This window comes from Bradyrhizobium sp. RD5-C2, assembly GCF_019972155.1.
Lineage (GTDB): Bacteria > Pseudomonadota > Alphaproteobacteria > Rhizobiales > Xanthobacteraceae > Bradyrhizobium.
Window position 1 is genome coordinate 663,218 of sequence record NZ_BOVL01000019.1, and the last position, 25,917, is coordinate 689,134.

Consider the following 25,917-nt stretch of genomic DNA (forward strand, 5'->3'; position numbering starts at 1 on the left):
AACCCCTTGGTCTGACGCTTGGACAGACAGCGGCTCGACAAATGGCTGTGGCACGCGCGGGTGGTGAAGGCCCGCACCAGCGCGGCTGAACTCGTTGCATCAGGTCATGTCCGCATCAACGGCACGCGCGAGAAATCGCCGGGCCATGCGGTGAAGGCGGGCGACGTCGTCACCATAGCGCTCGACAACAGCGTCCGCGTGCTGAAGGTGACGGGCTTTGCCGAGCGGCGCGGCGATGCCAGTGCGGCACGCGTGCTGTATGAGGATTTGCAGGCCGGCAATTTGCAGGCCGGCAAGGAGTAGTTATCTAGCGCTTGCTATCTCAATTGAGCATGATCCGGAAAAGTGGGGTCCGGTTTTCCGATCAGGATCATGCTCCCGATAAAATTGGTGGCAGGGGCGTGAGAATACTGGCGTTTTTCGGAGGCGGCTTCCCTTGCGGCCCCGGTATTCCTGCGCTACGCAACCCCAGAAAAATCGATCGTTCCGGAGTTTTGGATGACCTACGTCGTCACTGAAGCCTGCATCAAGTGCAAATATACCGACTGCGTCGAGGTCTGCCCCGTCGATTGCTTCTACGAGGGCGAGAACATGCTGGTCATCCATCCTGACGAATGCATCGATTGCGGCGTGTGCGAGCCGGAATGCCCGGCTGACGCCATCAAGCCGGACACCGAGCCGGGGCTGGAGAAGTGGCTCGAGGTGAACACCGAGTATGCCAAGAGCTGGCCGAACATCACCCAGAAGAAGGACTCGCCTGAGGACGCCAAGGAGTGGGAAGGCAAGGAAGGCAAGTTCGAAAAATATTTTTCTCCGAATCCGGGCAGCGGCGACTGATTCGCTGACGTTTCCCTACAGCCGTCGGGACTACCCCGATAAGGGCGGGCCTGGACTGCGGCGGCCCACCGTTCGGCCGCCGATTTAACCCTAATGACGGACATATGACCTGAGGATGCCCTGTTATGCCCGGAATCGGGCGTAAACCATTGATTTTTGCGGAAAATGTGCTATATCTGCACCATTACAGGCCAAGAACCCCTTGCCATGCGTACCTTGTGGCTTCGAGGTTCCCGCAAACATCGAACAGGGGCGTGGCAGTTTCCGCGCGCAGGCTGTGTCACAGAAAACGCGTAAAAAGAGTGCTTCAAAGACGACGAAGAAAGCCGCTGTCGTTGCTCGCAGCGCAACCAAGGGCCGTGCCAAGGCGCCCGTGAAGGGGGCCAAGAAGGCGGCGGCTGCAAAGTCCTCAAAGAACAAAAGAAGCGTGATGCCAGAAAAGACTGCCAAGACTGCCGCGAAAGCGGCAGCTGCGAAGCCCGCTGCTGCGAAGGTCGCCCCCAAGACTGCTGCTGTTGCGCCGAAGCCGGCCGCCCCGAAGGCTGCCGTCCCCGCCGCTGCTCCGAAGGTTGCTGCCAAGCCGGCCGCCGCGCCGCGCGTCGAGGAGCCGAAGAAGGTCGTGACCCAGCGCCAGGGCTTCAAGGCCAATGAATTCGTCGTCTATCCCGCTCACGGCGTCGGCCAGATCCTGGCGATCGAGGAGCAGGAGATCGCGGGCGCCAAGCTCGAGCTGTTCGTGATCAATTTCATGAAGGACAAGATGACGCTGCGCGTCCCGACGGCGAAGGTCGCCAATGTCGGCATGCGCAAGCTGTCGGAGCCGGCGCTGGTCAAGAAGGCGCTGGAGACGCTGAAGGGCCGCGCCCGCGTCAAGCGCACCATGTGGTCGCGCCGCGCCCAGGAATACGAAGCGAAGATCAATTCGGGCGACATCGTCGCGATCGCCGAGGTGGTCCGCGACCTCTATCGTTCGGAATCGCAGCCCGAGCAGTCCTACTCCGAACGCCAGCTCTATGAAGCGGCGCTTGACCGTCTGTCGCGCGAAATTGCCGTCGTCCAGCACTCGACCGAGACCGAGGCGATCAAGGAGATCGAAGGCCAGCTCGCCAAGAGCCCGCGCCGCGGCGCCAAGGCGGAAGCCGAGGGTGAAGGCGAGGGCGATGCCGACGGTGAGGATGCCGACACCGATGGCGACGATACCGCCGTCGAAGACGAAGCCGCCTAAGCAGCGTTGCAGGATTTCGAAAAGCCCGGTCGAGAGACCGGGCTTTTTTGTCTCCGCACTTCTGTCAGCGTCTGCGCTGGCCGCGCCGAATAGCGCCTTGCGAGGAATTTCGATGAGCGCCTATGTGATCGAACTCGTGACGTTGATGACGATCTTTTCCCTTGTGATCGTCTCGCCTGGCGCCGATCTCGCCATGGTCCTGCGTCAGTCGATGGTTCACGGCCGCAGGGCGGCCATCGTCACATCATTCGGCCTGGGCGTTTCTCTGCTGTTTCACATCAGCTATACGATCCTTGGTCTTGGGGCGATCATCTCGAAATCGGTCGCGCTGTTCAACATCGTCAAATGGTGCGGTGTTGCCTATCTCGTCTACATCGGGATCAAGGCGTTGCGTGCCGGCGCGCTCACGGTGGAGAACACCTCGCCGCCGGACCGCACGCTTGCTCTCTCGCAAAAGCCCGTTGCCGAACAGGGGTTGATCAAGGCCTTTGTCCTTGGCTTCGCCACCAACGCCCTCAATCCCAAGCCGGTGTTCTTTTTCCTTTCAATCTTCGCGACCGTCGTCAGCGTCCACACGCCGGCCATGGTCCGGTTTGGCTACGGCCTGGTGATGGCGAGTTGCCTGATCCTCTGGTTTGTCGGCGTCAGCTACTTCATGACGACGCCCCGGATGCGGGCGGCGTTTTCCCGCGTCAGCAAATGGATCGACCGCGTCAGCGGCGTCGTCTTCATTGGCCTGGGGCTGAAGCTCGTTACCGAAAAAGCGAGCTAGCGCGCGACCAGTTCGAGCCCGGCATGCACAAATCGCCCCTTGGCTGATCGCCGCGACTCATGACCTGCTGCGCCGCGCTGGCGGCGAGATATTAGGACCAGCGAGGGGCGCGGCATGCTTGCAGGACGGTCGCTGGGGCGCGGTTACGACTGGCTGTGGACCGCGTTTGCGGTCTCGACCTTCGGGACCTGGGTCGCCTTCGACGCGTTCGCGCTGCTTGCCATCCTCGTGCTGCATGCAAGGCCGGAGGAGGTCTCGGCGCTCGCAGCGGTCGGCCTGCTGGCAGGGGCGGCGGTCGCGGTGCCGCTCGGGCCCTGGATCGAGTTCCGTCGCAAGCGACCGGTGATGATCGCGATGGACCTGCTTCGTTTCGCCGCCACGATCAGCGTTCCCTTCGCGTTCGTGCTGGGGCGGCTGACCTTCGTCCAGCTCGTTGTCGTCGCCGTCATCATGGCGGCCTCGGACATCGCGTTCCGTGCCGCGAGCGGCGTCTGCCTGAAGGCGCTGGTCAGGCCGGACGATTTGGTGATCGCGAACGGGCGGCTCGAAGCCACGACCTGGACCGCGACCGCGATCGGCCCGCCGCTCGGCGGCGCTGCGATCGGCGTGCTCGGCCCGGTGGTGACCGTGATCGCCAACGCGATCGGCTTCCTGCTCTCGGCGCTGGCGATCCGGCGGATCGGCGGGAGCGAGCCCGCGCCCGCCCAACGCCAGGCGCAGGGATTTCGCGCGGCCGAACTGATCGAGGGATGGCGGGCCATCCTCGCGCATCCGGTGCTCCGCCTGCTGTTCTTCAACACCGTGCTGGTCAATGGCCTGATCATGGCGACGGCGCCGCTGCTTGCGGTCTTGATGCTGCGCGATCTCGGCTTTGCCCCCTGGCAGTACGGGCTCGCATTCGGGGCGCCTTGTATCGGTGGCCTGATCGGCGCACGGCTCGCGCCTTCGCTCGCTGCGCGCTTCGGGCAGCACAATGTGTTGCTCGCGGCCGGTACGCTGCGCGCCTGCTGGTCGCTCGGCCTCGCCTTCATGCCGAACGGTACTGTGGGCATCGCCGTCGTCTTTGCGCTCCAGTTCGGTCTCGTCACCTGCGCCGGCATCTTCAACCCGGTGTTTGCTGCGTATCGTCTGGCCCAGATCGAGATGGAGCGGACCGCACGCGTGCTCTCGGCCTGGACGATCACCAGCAGCGCAACCATCGCGGTGCTGACGGCGCTCTGGGGCGTGCTGGCGGGCTTCGCCGGTGTCCGGACAGCGATCGCGCTGAGCGGGCTGGTTCTGCTGGCGACGCCGCTGCTGCTGCCGCGGCGCGCCCTCAGTACGAGCGCTGCTTGATGCCCCAGCGGCCGTTCTCCGACGTCACAATCCACAGATTGCGGTGACGGCTGGCAATCGATCCGTCGGCGCGGTCGCGACTGTATTCGACCACCAAATGCACCTTGCGCGGACTGACCAGCACCGGCTCCTTGCGCTGATAGGTGCTCTTCGCCCATCCCGTGGTGCGCGCCAGATCGTCGAAGAACGACGCTGGCAATTGGCCCGGCCGTTCCCAGATCACGAGCTGCTCGCCGGACAGGATCACGTGCGGGAAGTGCAGAAGTGCGTCCACGCCGGCGAGGTCGCGGGCGTTGAACCTATCGGTGAAATCGTCGATGCAGCGGATCGCGGCCGCGATCATGCTGGCGTCGTCGAGGCCATCTGCGTGCGGCCGGAACAGATTGTCGGCGTTGCTCATGCTGTCGCTATACACCGGCACTGGAGTGAGCGGCAACGGCGTGTGCACGCGGCTCTCCAATCGTAGCCCGCATGAAGCGAAACCTCCTGATCGAGGTGAGGCGTGGCTCCGGGTACCGAACGGCCTGAAGGCCACGTAAGCAATCCTGACCAGAATCGTCTTCACGGATGACGACGGCAATCGGAGCGCGGCATGTTATGCTGGCCGCCCAGCCGCCATTTGATCGACATTGAAGTGACCCATCAATTTGCAGCGAGGAGAAATCCGATGACATCCAATGTTGAGGCAACCAGGAAGGGTTATGAGGCCTTTCAACGTGGTGACATTCCAGCGCTCATGAGAGATCTGATCGATGACGACTGTACGTGGATAACGCCAGGTCCCCAGGATAAATTGCCTTGGGCTGGGACCTTCAAGGGAAAGCAGCAGATTGCAAACTTCTTCGTCCAGGTCGGCGAGAATCTCGAATTCAGCGAGTTTGCACCGCGTGAGATGATTGAGCAGGGCGACACCGTCGTGGTCTTGGGTACGCTCACGGCACGGGCAAAGAAGACAGGCAAGACCGTCAAGAACGAATGGGCCCACGTTTTCAAGTACCGCGAAGGAAAAGCGGTCCGCTTTCAGGAATACATCGACACTGCGGCGGATGTCGCCGCGATGACGTGACGGAGCGGGAGGCGGCCGGCTGAATCAGCCGCGCATTCGCGTGTGTCGCCGGCGTCATCCGCCTCTTCCTGCTACTTCACCCGCTGCTTCTCGAGCTTGCGCGCCAGCGTCCGGCGGTGCATGCCGAGGCGGCGGGCGGCCTCGGAGATGTTGAAATCGGTCTCCATCAGGGTCTGGTGGATGCGCTCCCATTCTAGCGTCTTGATCGAGGTCGGCCGCGCGCCGACCTCGATGGCGGCGTTGCCTTGCGCCTTCAGGAACGCGGCCTCGATGTCGTCGGTGTTCGACGGCTTGGCCAGATAATGACAGGCGCCGAGCTTGATCGCCTCGACCGCGGTCGCGATGCTGGCAAACCCGGTCAGCACCACGATCAGCATGTCAGGATCATGCGCGTGCAGCGCTTCGACGCAGGCAAGGCCCGATGCGCCGCCGGCGAGCTTCAGGTCGACGACGGCATAGCCGGGCGATTGCTGCTCGAGCAATTCGCGGACCTCGTCGAGCGAGGCCGACACCGCGACGCCGTAACCGCGGCGCTCGAACGAGCGCTTCAGCGTGCGGGCAAAGCCCGCATCGTCCTCGACGATCAGGAGCTGGCGTTCATCCGTCAAGAGGGTCTCCGATCGCAAGCGTCGAGAGCGGCAGCTCGAGCTTGACCGCGGCGCCGATATCCGGCCGGTTGCGCGCCGTCACCACGCCGCCCAGCTTGCGCACCACGTTGACGACCAGGAACAGGCCGAGGCCGCTGCCGGGACTACCCTTGGTCGATTGATACGGCTTGCCGACATGCGCGAGCATCTCGCGCGAGAAGCCCGGGCCGCGATCGGTCACCGACAGCACGAGCTTGTCGGCATTGCGTTCGGCCATCAGCTCGATCCAGTCGCGCGAGACCTCGGCGGCATTGTCGAGCACGTTGAAGATCGCCTGCTTGAGCGCGACGTCGGACACGATCGCGAGATCCGTGCCGAAGGCGTTGCGAAAATACAGCGTGGCCGACGGCCGCGTCGTCCGCCATTCCTCCACCAGCGCCGTCAGGAACGCCGCGACCGTGGTCGGCGAGGAGCCTTCGCCGCGAGCTTCGCCGGCCGACAGCAGAATGCCCGTGACGATCGACTTGCAGCGCCGCACCGATATTTCCATCTCGCCGAGGTCTTGCGACAGCTCGGGATCGGAGGCGAGCGCCGGCATCCGGCGCCAATCGCCCAGGATGACCGAGAGCGAGGCGAGCGGCGTGCCGAGCTCGTGCGCGGCGCCGGAGGCCAGCAGGCCGATCCGGACGATGTGGTCCTGCTCGGTGGCGTGCTGGCGCAGCGCCGCGAGGCGGAGGTCGCGATCGCGCAGATTGCGGTTGATCCGGGTCATGAACACCACGAGCAGCACGGCGTCGAGCACGAGGCCGATGAAGGTGCCGGCGATATAGAGATTGAAAGCTTCGGCAAAGCCCTGCTGCGGTAGCTCCAGCGGCCGGTAGTAGCTGGTCAGCCAGGCGAAGTTCATGCAGACCAGCGCCACCAGCGACCAGGTCGAGGGGGCATCGAGCAGCACCGCGCCAAGCGTCACCTGCAGCAGGTAGAGCGACGTGAAGGGATTGGTGGCGCCGCCGGCGAGATAGAGCAGGACGGTCAGCGCCGCGACGTCGAGCGCCAGCGCGACCAGCAGTTCGCGGTTGTTGATGTCGGCGCGGTAGCGCAGCCACAGCAGGCTGACGAGGTTGAGCGCGACCAGCCCGAAGATCACGGCCGCCATCGGCAGCAGCGGCAGCGCGACGCCCATCCAGAATTGCACGAAGCCGATGGTGGCGATCTGGCCGATCACGGCGATCCAGCGCAGCTGGACCAGCAGGGCCATGTTCTTGCGATTGGTCGCGAGGTCGGTGGGCGCTGAGAGGTCGAATGGCATGCCGGCAGCCGCGCTCACGGCGGATGGCATCACTGCGATGCCGGTCGCGGTGTTTTCGTCATGCAGATCCGATGTGCGCTCGAGCATCTGGGCCTGTGTCGCGAGACAGATTGCGGGCTGCGCCGATCAGGCGGCGCACGGCGGCGCGCCTTGAACTCCACCTTGGATCGGAGGCGCCGGCGCGGCCCCTGCCGCTGATGACGCGCAGGAGTGCGCCGGCCAGCATAAAGGCCAGCGCGAACCATGTCAGCGCGTAAATCAGGTGGTTGTTCGGAAACCGCACAATCGTGAGCCCGCCCACCGGAAAGCCACCCGGATTGGGCGTCGCATCGGCGTCGACGAAGAAGGGGGCTACTTGCGGCAATCCGTGCGTGGCGGCGATTGCGGCGACGTCGCGGGAATACCAGCGGCCTGCCGCGGGATCGTTGCTACGCAGGAAGCCGCCCTTGGGCTCTGACATCCGCAGCAGCCCGGTGACGCTGACGGCGCTCTGCGGGACGCTGTCGCGCCGTGTCGCGGGATCGCGCCGGTCGGGCGGGACGAAGCCGCGATTGACCAGCACCGTGGTTCCGTCAGCCGTTTGCAGCGGGGTCAGCACCCAGAAGCCGGGACCGTCTGTCGTGACGGCCTGCACCAGCGTCTCGTCGGCGTTGAGGAAGGTGCCGCGCAAGGTGACGCGGCGATATTCGTCGCTCGCGGCCGTGACCGCCGGCCATGACGAGGGGGGCGGCGGTGCCGTCGGCGCCGCATGCATGCGCTGCTCGACCCGCTCGATCAGCGCCAGCTTCCAGGTCCTGCGTTCGATCTGCCAGATACCGAGCGCACTCAGCAGCACCACGCCCAGCATGCCGAGCGTGAGCAGCACAAGCGATGGTCTGGCAGACCGCATTGTCACGGCATCTGGCTCATGTCGTGGATCGGCATCATGTTGACGTTGAGATGATGCATGACCCAGAGCGATCCGGTCAGCGCGATCACCACCATGATCACGGTGAAGATCATCGCCATCATGGTCCAGCCGTTCTCGGACCGCGTGTTCATGTGCAGGAAGTAGATCATGTGCACGACGATCTGCACCGCGGCGAGCACCAGCACGATCAGCGCGGTGACCTGCTTGTCGGCGATCGCGCCGGTCATCACCAGCCAGAACGGCACTGCGGTGAGGACGACGGAGAGGCCGAAGCCGATCAGATAGGTCTTCAGCGAGCCGTGGGCCGCGCCGCCATGGTCATCATGGCCGTGGCCGCCGGCATTGGCTTCGAGAGTGCGGGCTTCTGTTGTCATCGCAGCATTCCCAGGAGGTAGACGAAGGTGAAGACGCCGATCCAGACCACGTCGAGGAAGTGCCAGAACATGGAAAGGCACATCAGGCGGCGCCGGTTGGCTTCGGTGAGGCCGAAGCGCGCAGTCTGCACCATCAGCGTCACCAGCCAGACCAGACCGAAGGTGACGTGCAGGCCGTGGGTGCCGACTAGCGTGAAGAACGACGACAGGAAGGCGCTGCGCTGCGGCGTCGCGCCCTCGTGGATCATGTGGGCGAACTCGGTGAGCTCGATGCCGAGGAAGGCGAGGCCAAACAGCCCGGTGATGGCGAGCCAGAGCTGCGTCTGTCCGATCTTCGACTTCTCCATCGTCAGCATGGCGAAACCATAGGTGATCGAGGAGAGCAGCAGCATTGTGGTGTTGAGCGCGACCAGCTTGAGGTCGAACAGGTCCTTCGGCGCCGGGCCCGCGGCGTAGTTGCCGCCGAGCACGCCATAGGTCGCAAACAGCATCGCGAAGATGAGGCAGTCGCTCATCAGGTAGATCCAGAAGCCCAGCATGGTGCTGGCGCCTTCCGGATGCGCGTGCTCGTCGATGACGTGGAAGACCGGTTCGGAGCCTTGTGTGGAGACGGTAGCAACGGTCATGTCTGGGCTCCCGCGACGAGAACGCGTGTCCGCGCCTCTTCAGCCCGCACTACCTCATCCGCCGGGATGTGGAAGTCGCGGTGATAGTTGAAGGTGTGGCCGATCGCGACTGCGAGCAGCGCAACGAAGCTGACGGCGGCAAGCCACCAGATGTACCAGATCAGGGCGAATCCCATCACCGTCGCGAAGCCGGCGAGGATGATGCCGGTGCCGGTGTTGGACGGCATGTGGATCGGCTTGAAGCCGGTGAGCGGTCGCCTGTAGCCGCGGCGCTTCATGTCCCACCAGGCGTCGTTGTCGTAGACCACGGGCGTGAACGCGAAGTTGTAATCCGGCGGCGGCGACGAGGTGGCCCATTCCAGCGTGCGCGCGTCCCAGGGATCGCCGGTGGTGTCCTTCAGCGCTTCGCGGCGCAGGATGCTCACCGCGAACTGCACCAGCATCGCGCCGATGCCGAGCAGGATCAGGAAGGCGCCGAAGGCCGCGATGACGAACCAGATCTGCAAGCTAGGGTCGTCGAACACGCGGAGCCGGCGGGTCACGCCCATCAGGCCGAGCACATAGAGCGGCATGAAGGCGAAGTAGAAACCCGAGACCCAGAACCAGAACGACAACTTGCCCCAGAACGGATCGAGCCTGAAGCCGAACGCCTTCGGGAACCAATAGTTGATCCCGGCGAACAGGCCGAACAGCACGCCGCCGATGATCACGTTGTGGAAATGCGCGATCAGGAACAGGCTGTTATGCAGCACGAAATCGGCCGGCGGCACGGCGAGCAGCACGCCGGTCATGCCGCCGATCACGAAGGTCAGCATGAATGCCACCGTCCACATCATCGGCAGCTCGAAGCGGATGCGGCCGCGATACATCGTGAATAGCCAGTTGAACATCTTCGCGCCCGTCGGGATCGAGATGATCATGGTGGTGATGCCGAAGAACGAGTTGACGCTGGCGCCGGAGCCCATCGTGAAGAAGTGATGCAGCCAGACCAGGTAGGACAGGATGGTGATGACGACGGTGGCGTAGACCATCGAGGTGTAGCCGAACAGCCGCTTGCCGGAGAACGTCGCGGTCACCTCCGAGAAGATTCCGAACGCCGGCAGCACCAGGATGTAGACCTCGGGGTGGCCCCAGATCCAGATCAGGTTCACGTACATCATCGGGTTGCCGCCGAAGTCGTTCGTGAAGAAGTTGGTGCCGACGTAGCGGTCGAGCGACAGCAGCGCCAGCACTGCGGTCAGGACCGGGAAGGAGGCGACGATCAGGACGTTGGTGCAGAGCGAGGTCCAGGTGAACACCGGCATCTTCATCATCGTCATGCCGGGCGCGCGCAGCTTGACGATGGTGCAGACCAGGTTGATGCCCGACAGCGTCGTGCCGACGCCGGCGACCTGCAGTCCCCATATGTAATAGTCGACGCCGACGTCGGGACTGTAGCCGATATTGGACAGCGGCGGGTAGGCGAGCCAGCCGGTGCGGGCGAATTCGCCGACGAACAGCGACATCATCACCAGCACGGCACCGCCGACCGTCATCCAGAAGCTGAAATTGTTGAGGAAGGGGAAGGAGACGTCGCGGGCGCCGATCTGCAGCGGCACCACGTAGTTCATCAGGCCGGTCACCAGCGGCATCGCCACGAAGAAGATCATGATCACGCCATGCGCGGTGAAGACCTGGTCGTAGTGATGGGCCGGGAGGTAGCCGTCGGAGCCGTTGAAGGCGATGGCCTGCTGCAGGCGCATCATCAGCGCGTCCGCGAAGCCGCGCAGCAGCATCACGATGCCGAGGATCATGTACATGATGCCGATGCGCTTGTGGTCGACGGTGGTGAACCACTCGCGCCACAGATAGGTCCAGAGCCGGAAGTAGGTGACGATCGCGAACAGCGCGAGGCCGCCGGTCGCCACCACCGCGAAGGTGCCGACCAGGATCGGCTCGTGCAGCGGCAGCGCGTCCAGGTTGAGGCGGCCGAAGATCATCTTGATGAGATCGGGATTCATGCGGCGCTCCTCAGGAGTCTGATTTCGGGCGCTGGCCGAGCAGCAAGGATGTCGATGACGGATGGGCGGGAGAGAACGGCGGGCGCTTCAGCCCGACGCCACGCAGCGGCGTCAGGTCGAGCGGCGCGAGAACGTCGCGCGACGGCGCGTCCTTGATCTCGTCCATCGAGCAGATGCCGGCGACGAAGGTCGGCTCGGTGCCGAGCGGCGCGCCGCGGCGGGCGTATTTGTCGTAAGTCAGCGGCAGCGTGTTGTTGAGGCCTTCGCGGCCGAGGCCGCCCTTGGCGTCGATCGCCATCATCTCGCTCATGCACATCTTGCCGGGCTCGACGCACATGTTGAGGATCGCCTTGTAGAGATCGCGGTCGACCGAGCGATAGAGCCGCACCGGATCGTTCTGGCTCGGACGCTCGAGCTGAAGATAGTCGGTGCGGCCGAGCATGTTGCCGCTCGCCCTCGCGGTGCCGATCCACTTGTCGAAATCGGCGCTTGAGAGGCTCTTGAACTCGAAGTGCATGCCGGAGAAGCCGGCGCCGCTGTAATTGGCGGAGAAGCCGCGATAGGTGCCTTCCTTGTTGGCGACCGCGTGCAGCTTGGTCTCCATGCCGGGCATCGCGTAGATCTGGCCGGCAAGCGCAGGGATGTAGAACGAGTTCATTACGGAGGACGCCGTGATGCGGAAGCGGATCGGGCGATCGACCGGAGCTGCGAGCTCATTGACGGCGGCTACGCCGTAATCCGGGTAGATGAACAGCCACTTCCAGTCGAGCGCGACCACCTCGACATTGAGCGGGGCGTCCTTGCTCTCGATCGGCTTGTCGGCGGCGATGCGGCCGAGCGAGCGGTAGGGATCGAGCAGATGGGTGCCCATCCAGGTCAGCGCGCCGAGGCAGATGATGATCAGAAGCGGCGCCGACCAGATCACAAGCTCGAGCTGGGTGGAGTGATCCCACTCCGGCTCGTAGGGGGCCGCGGTGTTGGACTGGCGATAGCGCCAGGCGAAGAAGATGGTCAGCGCCATCACCGGAAGCACGATGATGAGCATCAGCACGGTGGAGATCACGACGAGGTCGCGCTGCTGGATGGCGACATCGCCGGCAGGGGCCAGGACGACGAAATCGCACCCGCCAAGGAGCGCCGCGAACGGCAATAAGGCCAATAATTTCAAGGCGCGCACGGCTCACCCCACTTGAATTTTATGAGTTCTGCCAAGGGGTAGCTGCGATGCAGCAAAGTTGACATTGGACAATTTGTCCAATGTTGCACTGCGGGATAGGAGATCAGAAGGTGAGGTGGACCGCGTGGCAAAGGCTGCCCGTGGCCTCATCTAGCTTGAGCATGATCGGTTCGGAAAACCGGTTTCCACTTTTCCGGATCACGCTCCAAAGGACGGTTCTCCGGCGATGGCACAGGCCCCAGCAATGGCTCACGGCACCCCGACCGCGTCAGGTCACGGGCAGGCGAAACCCGGCGAAATCGCCATCGGCGTCATCATCGGGCGAACGTCGGAGTTCTTCGACTTCTTCGTCTACGCGATCGCCTCGGTGATCGTTTTTCCGAAGCTGGTGTTCCCGTTCGTCAACGAGCTGACCGGCACGCTCTATTCATTCGGGATCTTCGCGCTCGCCTTCGCCGCCCGCCCGCTCGGCACGGTCATCTTCATGGCGGTCGACCGCCGCCACGGCAAGGGCGCCAAGCTTGTCATCGCGCTGTTCCTGCTCGGCACCGCCACGGTCGCGCTCGCGTTCCTTCCTGGCTACGACACGATCGGCGTCGCGGCGATCTGGCTGCTCGCCGCCGCGCGCGTCGTGCAGGGCCTCGCCTGGGGCGGCGCCTGGGACGGCCTCGCCTCGCTGCTTGCGATGAACGCGCCGGTCAATCGCCGCGGCTGGTACGCGATGGTGCCGCAGCTCGGCGCACCGCTCGGGCTGATCGTGGCGAGCGCGCTGTTTGCGTTCTTCGCCGGCAACCTCTCGGCGGATGATTTCTTCGATTGGGGCTGGCGCTATCCGTTCTTCGTCGCCTTCGCCATCAACGTGGTAGCGCTGTTCGCGCGGCTGCGCATGGTCGCGACGGACGAATATTCCGAGCTGTTCGAAAGCCGCGACCTCGAGCCGGCGCGGGTCGGCGAGACCGTGGCGCAAGAGGGCCGCAACATCCTGCTCGGCGCCTTCGCGCCGCTGGCGAGCTTTGCGCTGTTCCACATGGTCACGGTGTTTCCGCTGTCCTGGGTGTTCCTGTTCACCAGGGAAAGCCCGGTGCGCTTCCTGATCATCGAGATGATCGGCGCCATGGTCGGGGTCGTCGCGATCATCGCCTCGGGCATGATCGCCGACCGCGTCGGGCGTAAGCCGCTGCTGCTGGGGTCCGCGGTCGCGATCGCGGTCTATAGCGGCTTTGCCCCGCAGCTGCTCGATGCCGGGGCGTTCGGTGAAACCGTCTACATGGTGCTCGGCTTCGTGCTGCTCGGCCTGTCGTTCGGCCAATCATCCGGCGCGATCGCCTCGAACTTCGCGCGGACCTATCGCTACACCGCCTCGGCGCTGACCTCGGATTTCGCCTGGCTGTTCGGCGCCGGCTTCGCGCCGCTCGCCGCGCTGCTGCTGGCGACGCATTTCGGCCTGATCTCGGCCGGTGCGTATCTGTTGTCGGGCGCGGTGTGGACGCTGCTCGCGCTGTGGCTGAGCGGCCTGCGCGAGGCGGAAGTCAATTAGTCACGCGGCCCGTCTCCTTCTGCTTGTAGCCCGGATGCAGCGAAGCGGAAATCCGGGGCCGCTCTCACTGCGGATGGATCTGCCCCGGATTGCGCTGTGCTGCATCCGGGCTGCGGAGCTTCGTTTAACGGAATAGCCCGTCGACGCGGAATGAATAGCCGAGGCCGACGATGTAGTTCGGCGAGTTGCGGTTGAGCCCGAACGCGACGTGGAGGTCGAGCTGCTGGGTCGGCGTGAGCCGGTACAGGCCGCCGGAATTGATCAGCTGGATCGGCCGTGTGCCGTCGGGATAGTCGCCGACATATTCGGTGAACACGCTGATCCGCTCGGTCAATTTCTTCTCGATCACGAAGGTCGTTTCCGACATGTGCTGGCCGGTCAGCTCGGCGGGTCGGAAGAATTCCGTGAACATGCCGCTGACGCCCCAGCTGTCATGCAGCTCCCATGACCATGGCAGCTGGATGTAGGGCTGCGCGCCGCGCCCGGCGATGGCGACTGCGCCGGTCGGCAGCGCGACACCCGCGGTGATCGAAAGGTCGATCCTTCCCGGCACCGGGCTGATCTGCCATTTGATCCCCGGCGCGACGTCGGAAAAGCCCGCAGCGCCCGGCGATCTCATCGTGCCGGTATAGCTCGGCAGGTCGATCAGGATTTCGAGGCAGGGCGCGATGCCGAGCCGCCAGCGGCTGTTGCTGCCGTCGATGCTGCGGCCAGTGTTGCGGCCGGTCAGGTTGACGCCGTTTTCGCTCTGCAGGCTCCCGACCGGCACGACGATACTCGAATTGGTGACGTCGGGCCGGTCGGTCGCAATTTCGTCGCTCGGCTTGGGACAACCGTCCGCGCGCGCGGCGGTGGCTGCTGCGAGGGTGATCGCAGCAACCACGCACCCGAGTTCGGCAAGTCGAGCGACGGCGCCGAACCGATTGTGAAACACTGGGGATGCTCCAAAAACCCGGCGCCGCTGCGGAGGTGGCAGCTAGGATAGTGATCGGCTGATGACGCGGATATTCCTCGTCGGCGGCAAAAAACTTCAACAACAAGTGCCATTCTCGGCGATCGATGCGGCTGGTGTCCAGCGGGTGGGCGAAATTTCAGGGAATAGAATGGCGACCTGGCTGCTCCTGTTGTGGTGGCAAAACAGGAGACCCCGGAATGACCATTCGTTCGATCGCAGGCGCGCTGGCGCCGCGGCACGCCAAGATCGCCGCGATGGTGGCCATCGCGATCCTGCTCGCGTTGAACAGCGCCCGTGCGGCGGGCGATGCGTCGCGCGGGGCCACGCTCTACCAGGGCTGCGGCGATTGCCATTCGATCGAGAAGAACGACGTCGGTCCGATGCACAAGGGGGTGGTGGGCCGCGTTGCCGGTTCGGTCGCGGGCTACAATTACTCGCCGGCGCTGAAGAACTCGAAGATCGTCTGGACCGAGGCCAATCTCGACAAATGGCTGACCGGTCCCGACGCGATGGTGCCGGGCACCAAGATGTTTTACGAGGTTCAGGATCCGAAGGATCGCGCCGACATCATCGCCTTCCTCAAGGAGAAGGCGAAGTAGGGGCTACCGCAATCGCACCAAACTCTCCACCCGTCGTCCCGGCGAAGGCCGGGACCCATAACCACAGGGCTGCGTTGTTCGAGCGCGCTGTGGCCCCAGCTTCTTCCAACAATGAATGACAGTGATTATGGGTTCCGGCCTTCGCCGGGACGACAGCGGTCGCGTGACGCGAGCGCGACGCTCGCAGCCTCAATCCACCACGATCTTGACGCGGTCGCGCGGCTTCACCTGGGCGTGGGCGTCGAGGCCGTTGAGCACGCGGAAGCGCTCGGCCGGGTGATCGATGCCGGCCATGCGGTGCGACAGCGATTCCACGGTGTCGCCGGGCTGCACGTTGATGACCTTGATGCGCAGCGGGCGCGCGGCCTGGATCTCGTCAAGGGTCAGGCGACGGAATGAATTGACGGTCTCGCGCGCGTTGCGCTCGCTCTCGGTGGATTTCTGCTTGGCGGCGAAGATGAAACGATAGACGTCGCTGCCGAAGCGCAGCGCGTAGACCTTGAACTGCCACTGGTCGCCATGCGCGGTGGCCGATGCCGCCGGAAAGCCGTTGATGTTGAGATCCTCGGTCGAGGACTTCTCGACGCCTTCCATCCAGCCGGAATTCAGATAGTCGCCGAGGGACTGCTCGGCCGGCACCCGCACCACGTCGAAGCGCATCGCCTGGCTGCCGCCCTCGCGGACGCCGATCACCGCCTGCGCGGTGTTGTCGAGCGTGAAATTCTCCGGCGCGGTGAAGGTGAAGCCGAGCTTGGGATGCAGGAAGCGGCGGCCGCGCACAAAACCTTCGCTGGGATCCTCGCCATAGACGATGTTGTCGATCGCGGCGAGATAGGTCTCGCGGTCACGCTCGTTGCTCTCGGGCGATGAGTATTGCCGCGCGGTGGTCTGCGCATTGGAGATTCGCTCCGGCGTTGCCGGATGCGACGAGGTGAAATCCTGCGCACGCGGATCGAGCGCGGTCTTGCCGATCTTGAGCGCGGCATTGCGCTCCATCGCGGTCAGGAAGCGTGACGCGCCGTAGGGATCGAAATGCGCGCGCGCGGCGATCCCGACGCCGATGCCGTCGGCCTCGAACTCCTGCTGCCGCGAGAAGCTCGCCATCGTCAGCTTGGTCTTGGCGAGCGCCAGCGCCGTCAGATCGGGATCGGTGCTCATGTCGGTGACGACGCGCGTCACCACCGCCGCCTGGCGCGCCTGGTCCTCGCGCATCGCGGCATGCTTGGCCAAGACATGCGCCATCTCGTGGCTCAGCACCGAGGAGAGTTCGGAGGTGTCGCTGGCGAGCGCGATGAGACCGCGCGTGACGTAGAGCTGACCGGTCGGCAGCGCGAAGGCATTCACCGCGCCGGAGTTGAGGATCGTGACCTTGTAGGCCTGGTCGGGCCGTTCGGACGCGGCGACCAGCCGGTCGACGGTCTTGCCGATCAGGGCCTCGAGCTTCGGGTCGTCATAGGCGCCGCCATAGGACGACAGGATGCGCTCGTGCTCGCGCTCGCTGTTGGGCGTCTGCTGCACCACCCGGTTCGGCTTCACCGGCGCCGCCGCTGCGGTCGGCGCGACCTGCTCGAACCGGCCGACATTGCCGCACGCCGACAGTGTCAGGGCCGCGCAGACGAGCGCCGGCGCAGCCGAAAGCCGGCGGCCAGTTCCATCTTCACGCGGTCCAGCGCGCACAATCACGTCAAAAACCCACAACTTGTCCCGTGACTCGGCCGAGCCGTGGCCTGTGGGCCCCTAGTTCCCGCCGAGCACTTCAATCTGCCCCACCCGGAGCAATTCGATTCGCGGCCCACGTCGTGCTTCCACCCAACCTCGGACACGAATCCTACGATTTTCTAGAGACTTGGGCGCAAGGCCAGCCGCCTCAAACGCAGGGACTATGCGCCTTGAAATAGTCAGAGCAAAGTCCCGTGTCCAGTTTCGGCCGAAATTCAGGTAGGTCGTCGCCCCCGCCTGGCGCACGGACAAAACCCGGCCCTCGACCACGGTAAAGCGCCCAATCCCGGCCAAAATATCGTCCGGACTTTCGGCGTTTTTTATGACGGCGGACTCGGCCCAGGTTCCCGATCGGGCGGCCCGTGCCTCGGCCTCCGCCGCCATTAGCGCCGTGGCGCAGTCCTTGTCGGCGATCTCGGACGACACCAGCGCGAGGCCCTGGCGCAGCAGTTCACTCTGCACGGGGAGTTCGCGGCCTTCGAGGAATGCGTAGGCCGGCTGGCGGCCGTAGCGGTCCGGCGTGTCGTCCTGCCCGCGCAGCGTCACCTCGCGGCCGACCAGCAGCGCCGACAGCACTGTGGTGGTCTTCGCCCGGTCCGCCACCTCGATGCCGGCGAGTTTGACCTCGCGGCCGTCGTCGAGCCGCAGGCTGCGCGCATCGACCACAGCCGCGACGCGACCTTCGCCCTGAATCTCGAAATTGCATCCGGCCGCTTCGGCGCGTCCGATGCAGGCGACGATCGCAAGCGCGTACGCTGTCATCGCCACTGCACGCGGACGGTGTTGCCATGCTCTATCGCGTGGAGGCGTCATGCTGCTCTCGTCACTCCGGCACGCTCCATTCGGATCGTGGTCGCCAGCGAGGACAGTTTGACGGAAACATCGTCGCCGAGCCACAGGCGAAGCGAGACGACATCGGGCGGGGCCGACCGTGATTCGGGGACGCATTGCCGATCAATTTCTTGCAGCGCTTCTCATCGCGCGCAGGCATGGGGCCTCAGTTTCACATCAACGCATGGCCGCTGCGGGACGAATGCGTCTCGTATGTCCCCTGTCGTGAAGAAGATCGGCGTTTGAGCCTGCGCAACGCGGTCCTCGCGCGCGTCAACCTTACCCATTGACCATCTCAACTCCGTGCGCGGAATGAGAATTCGTTATTGTTGCCAATGGCTTGCGGCGCAAGATAACTATTCAGAAATTTTTGGAAACAGCGACCGATCGCGGTCGTTCGCGCATATTGCCGAGGTCCTTGTGTCGAACCCAGTTGTTCTCACGCTGACGACCAGCGATCCCGTCCACGATTACACCCAGCTCTACGCCGCAATCTCCGCGATCAGCGTCGGCGGCGGTCTCGCCGCGACCAACACCGATTACGTCATCAACTTCTCGCTCTCGTCCGGCGCGCGCACGCTGCAATTGCTGGACGATCTGCCGGCCATCAATCTGATGAACGGCTCGACGCTCACCTTCGACGGCAACTCCGACTACAACAACCAGCTCGGCGGTCAGGACTACAGCGACGTCATCGACGCGCGCGGCTACCAAGGCTTCGTCGTCACATCAGGCACGGTGACGTTCAAGAACCTCTCCATCATCAACGCCGTGGCAAGCGGCGGCAATGGCGGGGTCGGCGGCGGCGGCGGTGGTGCGGGCCTCGGCGGCGGCCTGTTCGTCGGGCAGAACGCCAACGTCACGCTGAACAACGTCAATTTCGGCAGCAATACCGCCAAGGGCGGTAACGGCGGCGCGGTCGATCCGGCTGGCGGCGGCGGTGGTGGCGGCGGCATCGGTGCCGACGGCGGCAGCGGCAATGGCGGCGGCGGTGGGGGCGGCGGCTTCGGCGGCCAAGACTACTACGGCTATCACGGCAATGGCGGCAATGGTTATAGCGAGGCTGGCTCCGACACCCAGCACCCCTCGACCGGCGCGAGCGGCGCGGGCGGCACGCCCGCGACGATCGAAGGCGCGGCGGGCGGTGGACAGGGCGCCGACAATTACGGCGGCATCGGCTATGGCGCGCATGCTGGTGGCGGTGCGAGCGGTGGCGGTGGTGGCGGCGGCGTCGGTGGTGGCGGCGGCGGCATCGGCGGTGGCAACTCGGTCGGCGGCGGCCCCTCGGGCAACATCATCGGCTATGGCGGCGCCGGCGGCGTGGGTGGCGGTGGCGGCGGCGGCATCTATGCCGGCGGCAATGGTGGTTTCGCCGGCGGTGGCGGCGGCTCGGGCAACGGCAGCGGATATGCGCATACCGGCGGCAATGGCGGCTTTGGCGGCGGCGGCGGCGGTTCGAACGGCACACCGGGCAGCGGCGGCTTCGGCGCGGGCGATGGCTCGCTCGGCGGCGGCGGTGGCGGCGGATTGGGTGCCGGCGGTAACATCTTCGTTCAGCAGGGCGGCAAGCTCACCATCATCGGCGGCACGTTGTCGGGCGCGACCGAGACCGGTGGCACCGGCGCCAACGGCGCGGGCAACGGCTCCGCCCATGGCGATATCTTCATCCAGGGTACGATGGTCGTCACCCCGACGCACACCGTCCCCACCTTCTCGCAGGGCCTGCAAACCGTCACGACGCTCACGATCGCCGACTCGATCGCTGACGAGCGTGGCATCAGCGGCAACGGCACGACCGGAAAGGTGCTCGTCTCCGGCGGCGGCACGCTGACGCTGACGGGTGCGAGCAGCTATGTCGGCGGCACCCAGATCGACGGTGGCAACACCCTCTCTATCACCACCGACAACAACATCGGCGGCTCGGCCGGCGCGTTGATCCTCAACGGCGGCACGCTGACCACGACCGGCGGCTATACTTTCACGCACGACATTCAGGTCACCGCCAATGGCGGCACTTTCGACATCTCGTCCGGCACCATCGCCGACACCGGCTCGATCAGCGGCGCCGGCACGTTCATCCTATCGGGCGCCGGGACATTGCAGCTCGGGATGGGTCAGCTCGCAGGGTTGACCGGCACGTTCGGCCTGAGCGGCGCGCATCTCTCGCTGACATCGAGCGGCACTTTCGACGACACGCTCTCGATCAGCGGCAATTCGATACTGGCGATTGCGAATGGGTCAACCGTCACCGACACTGCCCTCGTCACCGGCAGCGGCAATCTCGGCATCGACGGCGGCGGCACGTTGGTGCTTGGCCATGCCGCCAACAGCTACGGCAACACGACGATCTATTCCGGCACGGTGTGGCTCACCGCGGCCGGCGCCGCCGGGACCGGCAACATCGCGTTTACCTCAGGAATCGTCGGGACGCTGAAGATCGACAACGCCGCGCTGACCGGCAATGCGTTCGCCAACACGATTGCGAACTTCAATCCCGGCCAGTTCATCGACCTGACCGGGTTGCAGTACAACACCCAGAATCCGTCGCTCAATACGGTTAGTCTGTCCGGCAATACGCTCTCGATCTCGAACGGCACCACGACCGATACGCTGACCCTTGCCGGGGTCGGCTCCGGCACCAGCTTCCAGCTCTCGCAGGATGCGAACGGTGGAACGATCGTGCAGGTCGTGTCGACCCGCGTCTTCAATGCCTCCAATGTCGCCGAACTCAACGCCGCCATCCTGCAGATGGATTCCAGCGGGGTTAACGCCGCGGCGAATGCCAGTTATACGATCAACATCACCGCCAACTTCAGTTTGACGTCGGAACTGTACGCGCTGAATCTGCTGAGCGGATCGAGCGTCACGATCAACGGCAGCGATGGCCACGGAGGCACGCACACGATCGACGGCCTCAATGCACAGCGCGGCTTCTTCGTCTATGCCGGCAATGTCAATCTCGAGAACCTGACCATCCAGAACACGGTGGCTGCCGGCGGCGGCGTCATCCAGGGCGGCGGCGGCGGTGGTGCCGGGCTCGGCGGCGCGCTGTTCGTCTCGTCAAACGGCAGCGTCACGATCGACAATGTCGTGTTTCACAACAGTGCCGCGATCGGCGGTAACGGCGGAACCGGAAGTACCGCGAGCAACGTCAACATCGACGGCTTCGGCGGCGGTGGCGGCATGGGGGGCCAAGGCGGAAACAGCAGCGGTGGCGGCATCGGTCTTCACGCCCAGGGTGCGAACTCCGCTGCGTTTCAGAACGGGTCCGCTGGCATCGTCCCCGGCGCCCCAGGGGGTGGCAAGGGAGTCGACGGCTACCTGATCCCATACGGAAGCGGGACCCTTCTTTACTGGTATGGCGGAACGGGCGGCGCCAATGGCGGCGGCGGCGGCGCGGGTGGCTTCTTCGGCAACAATAATCGCGCACACGGCACCGGCGGCGGCGTCGGCGGCGGCAACGCAATCGACGGCGGCAATGGTGGCTACGGCGGTGGCGGCGGGGCGTTCGGCAATGGCGGTTTCGGTGGTGGCGGCGGCTATGGCGGCAATGGCGGCTTCGGCGGCGGTGGTGGCGTCAGCGGGCTCGGCGGCTTCGGCGGCGGTGATGGCACGGCGGGTGGCGGTGGCGGCCTTGGCGCTGGCGGCACGGTCTTCGTTCAGCAAGGCGGCTCACTGACCGTCAAGGGCGGCTCGCTCTCGAACGATTCGAGTTTCAACGCCGTTGCCGGCGGCGCCAATGGCAGTGGCCAGACCAGCGGCTCGGGCATTGGCTCCGGCATCTTCATCCAGGGGAACAGCAATCTCAGCTTCGCACCTGGCAGCGGCCAGACGCTGACTATCGCCAACGACATCGCGGACCAGAGCGGCAATGGCGGCACCGGCGCCAATACCGGCGTCGGCGGCCTCCTCATCAGCGGTGGCGGCACCGTCATTCTCGGCGGCAACAACAGCTATACGGGCAACACCGCTCTCAGCGGCGCCGGCACAAGGGTATCGATCTCCGCTAACGTCAATCTCGGCGCGGTCACCAACATGCTGACGCTAGGTGACGGCACCGGCATCAGCTTCACGGACGGCTTCACGCACACCCGCAACATCACGGTCGCGGGCGATCCGGTCTTCAATGTCGCAGCCGGCGAGACCGTCACCCAGAGCGGCGTCATCTCCGATGGCGCGAGCCCGGGCGATGTCGAGGTAACCGGCGGCGGCCGGCTGGTGCTGTCGGCGCACAACACCTATTCGGGCGGCACGGTTATCAAGGGCTCGATCCTCGAGCTCGCGGCGAGCGGCGCGGCGGGAACGGGCGCGATCGCCTTCACCGACGGCAGCACCGAGAAGCTCGTGCTCGATGCCGCTGCATTCTCCGGGGCGTCGTTCGGTACATCGATCACAGGCTTTTCCGGCGGCGATACGATCGACTTCGGCAACATCGCCTATGATGCGACGGCCACGCTGTCCTATGCGAACGGCGTACTCGTGGTGAAGAGCAGCGGCGGGGTGACGCTCGCATCGCTGCATCTGACCTTTGGCGCAGGCGCCACCGCCAACTCGTTGAGCCTCGGCTACGACGGCTCGGCCTCGCCGCATCTCGAGCTCAGGTCACAGGCGAGCATCGCCTCTGTCACATCGGACACCACCGGTCACCTCGCGACACTGAACACCGGCAAGGTCGTCACCATCACGGTCAATTTCAGCAACACGGTGAGCGTGACGGGTGTACCGGAGCTGCTGCTCAATGACGGCAAGGCCGCGATCTATGTCAGCGGCAGCGGCTCACAGGCGCTGGTGTTCAGCTACACCGTACAGGCCGGCGACAGCACGTCGGACCTTCAAGTGCAGAGCCTCTCGCTCAATGGCGGCTCGATCAAGGATCCCGGCGGCCAGGACGCCGACGTCACCCATGCAGCGGCCGATCTGCATCTGGTGATCGACGGGGTCGCGCCGACCGTGTCGGTTGCCGCGACGCCGAGCTCGCTGCTGGCCGGACAGACCTCGACCGTCACCTTCACCTTCTCCGAGGCGGTCGCCGGCTTCGTGCTGACTGATACCACCGTGAGCGGCGGCGCGCTGAGCAACCTCGTCCATGTCGGCCTCAATGCCTCGCACCAGGACATCTACACGGCGACATTCACGCCCGATGTGACCAACTCCGAGGCAGGCTCGGTGCAGCTCAACGTATCGAGCTATACCGACATCGCCGGCAATGCCGGCGCGGCAAGCAGCGCTATCACCTTCGCAGGTGACACCAAGGCGCCGACGGTGCAGGTCGTCGCCGACCACAGCACGCTCACCGCCGGCGATCACGCGCTCGTCACCTTCACCTTTTCCGAGGCCGTCGCCGGCTTCGGGCGGGGCGATGTCAGCGTCAGCGGCGGCGCGTTGGGTAACCTTGTCCATGTCGGCGTCGATGGGGCCGGCCATGACGTCTATACCGCGACCTTCACACCCGATGTGAGCAACACTGAAGCGGGTTCGGTCCAGGTCAACGCGCCGAGCTATACCGACGTCGCCGGCAATTCCGGCTCGTCGAGCAACACGATCAACTTCACCGGCGACACCAAGGCGCCAACGGTGGCGGTTTCGGCTGACCACGGCACGCTGCTCGCAGGTCAGACGTCCACCGTCACCTTCACTTTCTCCGAGACTGTCGCGAGCTTCGCGCTGGGCGATGTCAGCGTCAGCGGCGGCACGCTGGGCAGCCTTGTCCATGTCGGCGTCAACGGCGCCGGCCAGGATATCTACACCGCGACCTTCACACCTGATGTCACCAATGCCGAAGCAGGCTCGGTGCAGGTCAACGCGTCAGGTTATAGCGATACGGCCGGCAATGCGGGCGCGGTCAGCAATACGGTGACCTTCGCCGGCGATACGCTGGCGCCGACCGTCTCCGTCACGCTCAATCCGGACGCGGTGCTGGCCGGCGACCTCTCGGTTGCGACCTTCACCTTCTCGGAGGCCGTCGCGAACTTCACCCTCGGCGGCACCACCGTCCATGGCGGCGCGCTGAGCCATCTCGTGCATGTCGGGCTCAACAGCTCCGGTCACGATGTCTACACCGCGACCTTCACGCCTGACGTCAGCGACACCGAAACCGGCTCGGTGAAAGTCAATGCGTCCAGCTACAGCGATCTGGCCGGCAATGCCGGCGCGGCGAGCAACACCGCCACGATCGGCGGCGATACGCTGGCGCCGACGGTGTCGATCGCGGCGGACCGCAACGCGTTGCTGGCGGGGCAGACCGCGGTGGTGACGTTCACTTTCTCCGAACAGATTGCGAGCTTCGCACTCGCTGACGTGGCCGTGCATGGCGGGGCGCTGGGCCATCTGGTCCATGTCGGCGTCAACGCGTCAGGCCAGGACGTCTACACCGCGACTTTCACGCCGGACGAGAGCAACGCCGAAGCGGGCTCGGTGCAGGTCACGGCATGGAGCTACACCGACGTCGCCGGCAACGCCGGCGCGGCCAGCAACACCGTCAGTTTCACCGGCGATACCAAGGCGCCGACGGTGTCGGTTGCGGCGAGCCCGAGCACGCTGCTGGCCGGCCAGAACTCGGTTGTCACCTTCACCTTCTCCGAGCATGTCGCCGGCTTCACGCTCGGCGATACCGTCGTCGCCGGCGGCGTGCTGACCAATCTGGTCCATGTCGGGCTCAACGTGTCAGGCCAGGACGTCTACACCGCGACCTTCGCGCCCGATATCAACGATGTCCTGGCGGGTTCGATCCGGGTCACGGGTTCGAGCTATACCGACGACGCCGGCAATGCCGGCGCGGCGAGCAATACCGCTGCGATCGGTGGCGACACGCATTCGCCGACGGTGTCGGTCGCAGCCGACCATACCGTGCTGCACGCGGGCGACGCGGCGCTGATGACATTCACCTTCTCCGAGGCGGTCGCGGGCTTCGGGCTCGGCGATATCGCCGTCCATGGCGGACTGCTCGGCAGCCTCGTCCATGTCGGCGTCAACGGCGCAGGCCATGATATCTACACCGCGGTCTTCACCGCCGAAATCACCGACCATCTGTCGGCCGATCTGTCCGTCACCGCGTCGAGTTACACTGACATCGCCGGCAATGCCGGTGGTGCGAGCAACGCGGTCAACTTCACCGGCGACACCAAGCCGCCGGCGGCACCGCTGCTTTCGTTGCACCAGGACACCGGCTTCTCGGGTGCCGACCACATCACCAACAATCCGCTGATCGACTATGCCATGTCGGATGCGGCCGACACGCTGCGCTTCAAGGCCGACGGCGCGTCGAGTTTTTCGGCGATGGCGCCGGTCTTCACAACTGATGGCGTGCACACCGTGACGGTGCAGGAGGTCGACGCCGCCGGCAATGTCAGCACGTCGTCGAGCCTGACCTTTACCCTCGATACCGTTGCGCCCCATCTCACCGGAATCACGGCAACCCCGTCCGGCGGCGTTGCGGCGACGGGCTCGCTGGTGCAGCTGACCGTCGGCTTCAACGAGGCGGTTCACGTCGTCAACGGCACGCCGCTCCTGACGCTGAACGACGGCGGCAGCGCGATCTACGATGCTGCGGCAACCGCGCTGCTCGGCGATCCCTCGAAGCTGGTGTTCGATCACATCGTGTCGTCGACGAATCGTGCCGCATCGCTCTCCGTGACCGGCTTCGCCGCCAATGGCTCAAGCGTCGTCGACCTGGCCGGCAATGCGGCCTCGCTGTCGGCGGTGTCCGCCGCCTTCGACGCGCTGCACATCAACGAAACCATCGCGCCGGCCTACACGCTCGGGCCGATCACCCGCCCGGAACTGCATCTGGATCTGGGCGGTCACGTCATCATGGACACTGTGGCGTCGGCGTTCGCCGGACAATATGGCATGCAGTACCTGTTTCTCGGGCTGCCGGCAGGGACGCCCTATCAGACCGTTTCCGACTTCCATCTCTGATCGCGTCACGCTGAGAAATGGTCGGCGCGGCGCATCATTCCGCTTAGCGGAAAACAGATTGCTGTCGCTGCGGCTTGCTGCAGTGCGGGCCATGCGGCATGATCCGGCCATCGACACGGACCTGATGGAATGAGGTCCGTT

At 65.0% G+C, this 25,917-nt stretch carries 20 protein-coding genes; 9 read left to right on the plus strand and 11 right to left on the minus strand.

What is annotated here, in order from left to right; genetic code table 11:
• Window positions 1-18 precede the first annotated feature (18 nt).
• From BraRD5C2_RS24145 to BraRD5C2_RS24165, 5 genes are all read left to right on the plus strand, one after another.
• Window positions 19-303, plus strand: a complete 285-nt coding sequence (locus BraRD5C2_RS24145) for an RNA-binding S4 domain-containing protein (protein WP_223972185.1) — start codon at window positions 19-21, stop codon at window positions 301-303.
• Between the two features lie 195 nt (window positions 304-498).
• On the plus strand, window positions 499-837 hold the full coding sequence (gene fdxA / locus BraRD5C2_RS24150) for a ferredoxin FdxA (RefSeq protein WP_092120017.1): 339 nt from the start codon (window positions 499-501) through the stop codon (window positions 835-837).
• A gap of 430 nt (window positions 838-1,267) precedes the next feature.
• Complete coding sequence (locus BraRD5C2_RS24155; RefSeq protein WP_171947894.1) at window positions 1,268-2,062, plus strand: CarD family transcriptional regulator; 795 nt, start codon at window positions 1,268-1,270, stop codon at window positions 2,060-2,062.
• A 112-nt stretch (window positions 2,063-2,174) separates the two neighbouring features.
• The gene (locus BraRD5C2_RS24160) at window positions 2,175-2,834 is read left to right on the plus strand and encodes a LysE family transporter (protein ID WP_223972562.1); all 660 of its coding nucleotides are present in this window, start codon (window positions 2,175-2,177) and stop codon (window positions 2,832-2,834) included.
• Window positions 2,835-2,948: 114 nt separating this feature from the next.
• Window positions 2,949-4,169 (plus strand): MFS transporter, encoded by a 1,221-nt coding sequence (locus tag BraRD5C2_RS24165; RefSeq protein ID WP_223972189.1) that lies wholly within the window; start codon window positions 2,949-2,951, stop codon window positions 4,167-4,169.
• Here the strand turns inward: BraRD5C2_RS24165 and BraRD5C2_RS24170 are convergent.
• Window positions 4,150-4,617 (minus strand): hypothetical protein, encoded by a 468-nt coding sequence (locus tag BraRD5C2_RS24170; protein WP_223972191.1) that lies wholly within the window; start codon window positions 4,615-4,617, stop codon window positions 4,150-4,152. The two genes, BraRD5C2_RS24165 and BraRD5C2_RS24170, sit on opposite strands and share 20 nt — an antisense overlap.
• A gap of 219 nt (window positions 4,618-4,836) precedes the next feature.
• Here BraRD5C2_RS24170 and BraRD5C2_RS24175 point away from each other — a divergent pair, with 219 nt between their 5' ends.
• The gene (locus BraRD5C2_RS24175) at window positions 4,837-5,235 is read left to right on the plus strand and encodes a nuclear transport factor 2 family protein (RefSeq protein ID WP_223972193.1); all 399 of its coding nucleotides are present in this window, start codon (window positions 4,837-4,839) and stop codon (window positions 5,233-5,235) included.
• Between the two features lie 71 nt (window positions 5,236-5,306).
• Here BraRD5C2_RS24175 and BraRD5C2_RS24180 read toward each other — a convergent pair whose 3' ends face one another.
• Genes BraRD5C2_RS24180 through cyoA form a run of 7 tightly spaced genes read right to left on the minus strand, consistent with a single transcriptional unit; the run spans window position 5,307 to window position 12,218 of the window.
• Window positions 5,307-5,843: a response regulator transcription factor gene (locus BraRD5C2_RS24180; protein WP_173640164.1), complete on the minus strand. Its 537-nt coding sequence runs from the start codon at window positions 5,841-5,843 to the stop codon at window positions 5,307-5,309.
• Window positions 5,833-7,218, minus strand: coding sequence for an ATP-binding protein (locus BraRD5C2_RS24185; protein ID WP_223972195.1), 1,386 nt, complete (start codon window positions 7,216-7,218; stop codon window positions 5,833-5,835). The genes BraRD5C2_RS24180 and BraRD5C2_RS24185 overlap by 11 nt, the downstream gene beginning before the upstream one ends.
• Window positions 7,190-8,020: an SURF1 family protein gene (locus BraRD5C2_RS24190; protein WP_223972196.1), complete on the minus strand. Its 831-nt coding sequence runs from the start codon at window positions 8,018-8,020 to the stop codon at window positions 7,190-7,192. The genes BraRD5C2_RS24185 and BraRD5C2_RS24190 overlap by 29 nt, the downstream gene beginning before the upstream one ends.
• Window positions 8,021-8,022: 2 nt before the next feature.
• Window positions 8,023-8,415: a cytochrome o ubiquinol oxidase subunit IV gene (cyoD, locus tag BraRD5C2_RS24195; protein WP_223972197.1), complete on the minus strand. Its 393-nt coding sequence runs from the start codon at window positions 8,413-8,415 to the stop codon at window positions 8,023-8,025.
• Window positions 8,412-9,041 carry a cytochrome o ubiquinol oxidase subunit III gene (gene cyoC, locus BraRD5C2_RS24200; protein ID WP_223972198.1) on the minus strand — a complete coding sequence of 210 codons (630 nt, stop codon included), beginning with the start codon at window positions 9,039-9,041 and terminating at the stop codon, window positions 8,412-8,414. Before cyoC ends, cyoD begins: the two co-directional genes overlap by 4 nt.
• Complete coding sequence (gene cyoB / locus BraRD5C2_RS24205; RefSeq protein ID WP_223972199.1) at window positions 9,038-11,041, minus strand: cytochrome o ubiquinol oxidase subunit I; 2,004 nt, start codon at window positions 11,039-11,041, stop codon at window positions 9,038-9,040. The genes cyoC and cyoB overlap by 4 nt, the downstream gene beginning before the upstream one ends.
• A 10-nt stretch (window positions 11,042-11,051) precedes the next feature.
• A complete protein-coding gene (cyoA, locus tag BraRD5C2_RS24210) occupies window positions 11,052-12,218 on the minus strand; it encodes a ubiquinol oxidase subunit II (RefSeq protein ID WP_223972200.1) in 1,167 nt (388 codons plus the stop codon).
• Window positions 12,219-12,462: 244 nt separating this feature from the next.
• Between cyoA and BraRD5C2_RS24215 the strand changes: the two genes are divergently transcribed.
• On the plus strand, window positions 12,463-13,755 hold the full coding sequence (locus BraRD5C2_RS24215; protein ID WP_223972201.1) for an MFS transporter: 1,293 nt from the start codon (window positions 12,463-12,465) through the stop codon (window positions 13,753-13,755).
• A gap of 124 nt (window positions 13,756-13,879) precedes the next feature.
• Here BraRD5C2_RS24215 and BraRD5C2_RS24220 read toward each other — a convergent pair whose 3' ends face one another.
• Window positions 13,880-14,689: a transporter gene (locus tag BraRD5C2_RS24220; RefSeq protein WP_223972203.1), complete on the minus strand. Its 810-nt coding sequence runs from the start codon at window positions 14,687-14,689 to the stop codon at window positions 13,880-13,882.
• 218 nt (window positions 14,690-14,907) lie between these two features.
• On the opposite strand from BraRD5C2_RS24220, the gene BraRD5C2_RS24225 reads away from it, so the two are divergent.
• Complete coding sequence (locus BraRD5C2_RS24225; RefSeq protein ID WP_223972204.1) at window positions 14,908-15,309, plus strand: c-type cytochrome; 402 nt, start codon at window positions 14,908-14,910, stop codon at window positions 15,307-15,309.
• Window positions 15,310-15,498: 189 nt separating this feature from the next.
• On the opposite strand, the gene BraRD5C2_RS24230 is transcribed toward BraRD5C2_RS24225, so the two are convergent.
• Entirely contained in the window at window positions 15,499-16,992 is a 1,494-nt protein-coding gene (locus tag BraRD5C2_RS24230; protein ID WP_223972206.1) for a M48 family metalloprotease, read from the minus strand.
• 54 nt (window positions 16,993-17,046) lie between these two features.
• Window positions 17,047-17,790 carry a thermonuclease family protein gene (locus BraRD5C2_RS24235; protein WP_223972208.1) on the minus strand — a complete coding sequence of 248 codons (744 nt, stop codon included), beginning with the start codon at window positions 17,788-17,790 and terminating at the stop codon, window positions 17,047-17,049.
• A gap of 489 nt (window positions 17,791-18,279) precedes the next feature.
• Here BraRD5C2_RS24235 and BraRD5C2_RS39430 point away from each other — a divergent pair, with 489 nt between their 5' ends.
• Entirely contained in the window at window positions 18,280-25,776 is a 7,497-nt protein-coding gene (locus BraRD5C2_RS39430) for an Ig-like domain-containing protein (protein ID WP_263009987.1), read from the plus strand.
• The last annotated feature ends 141 nt before the right edge of the window (window positions 25,777-25,917 follow it).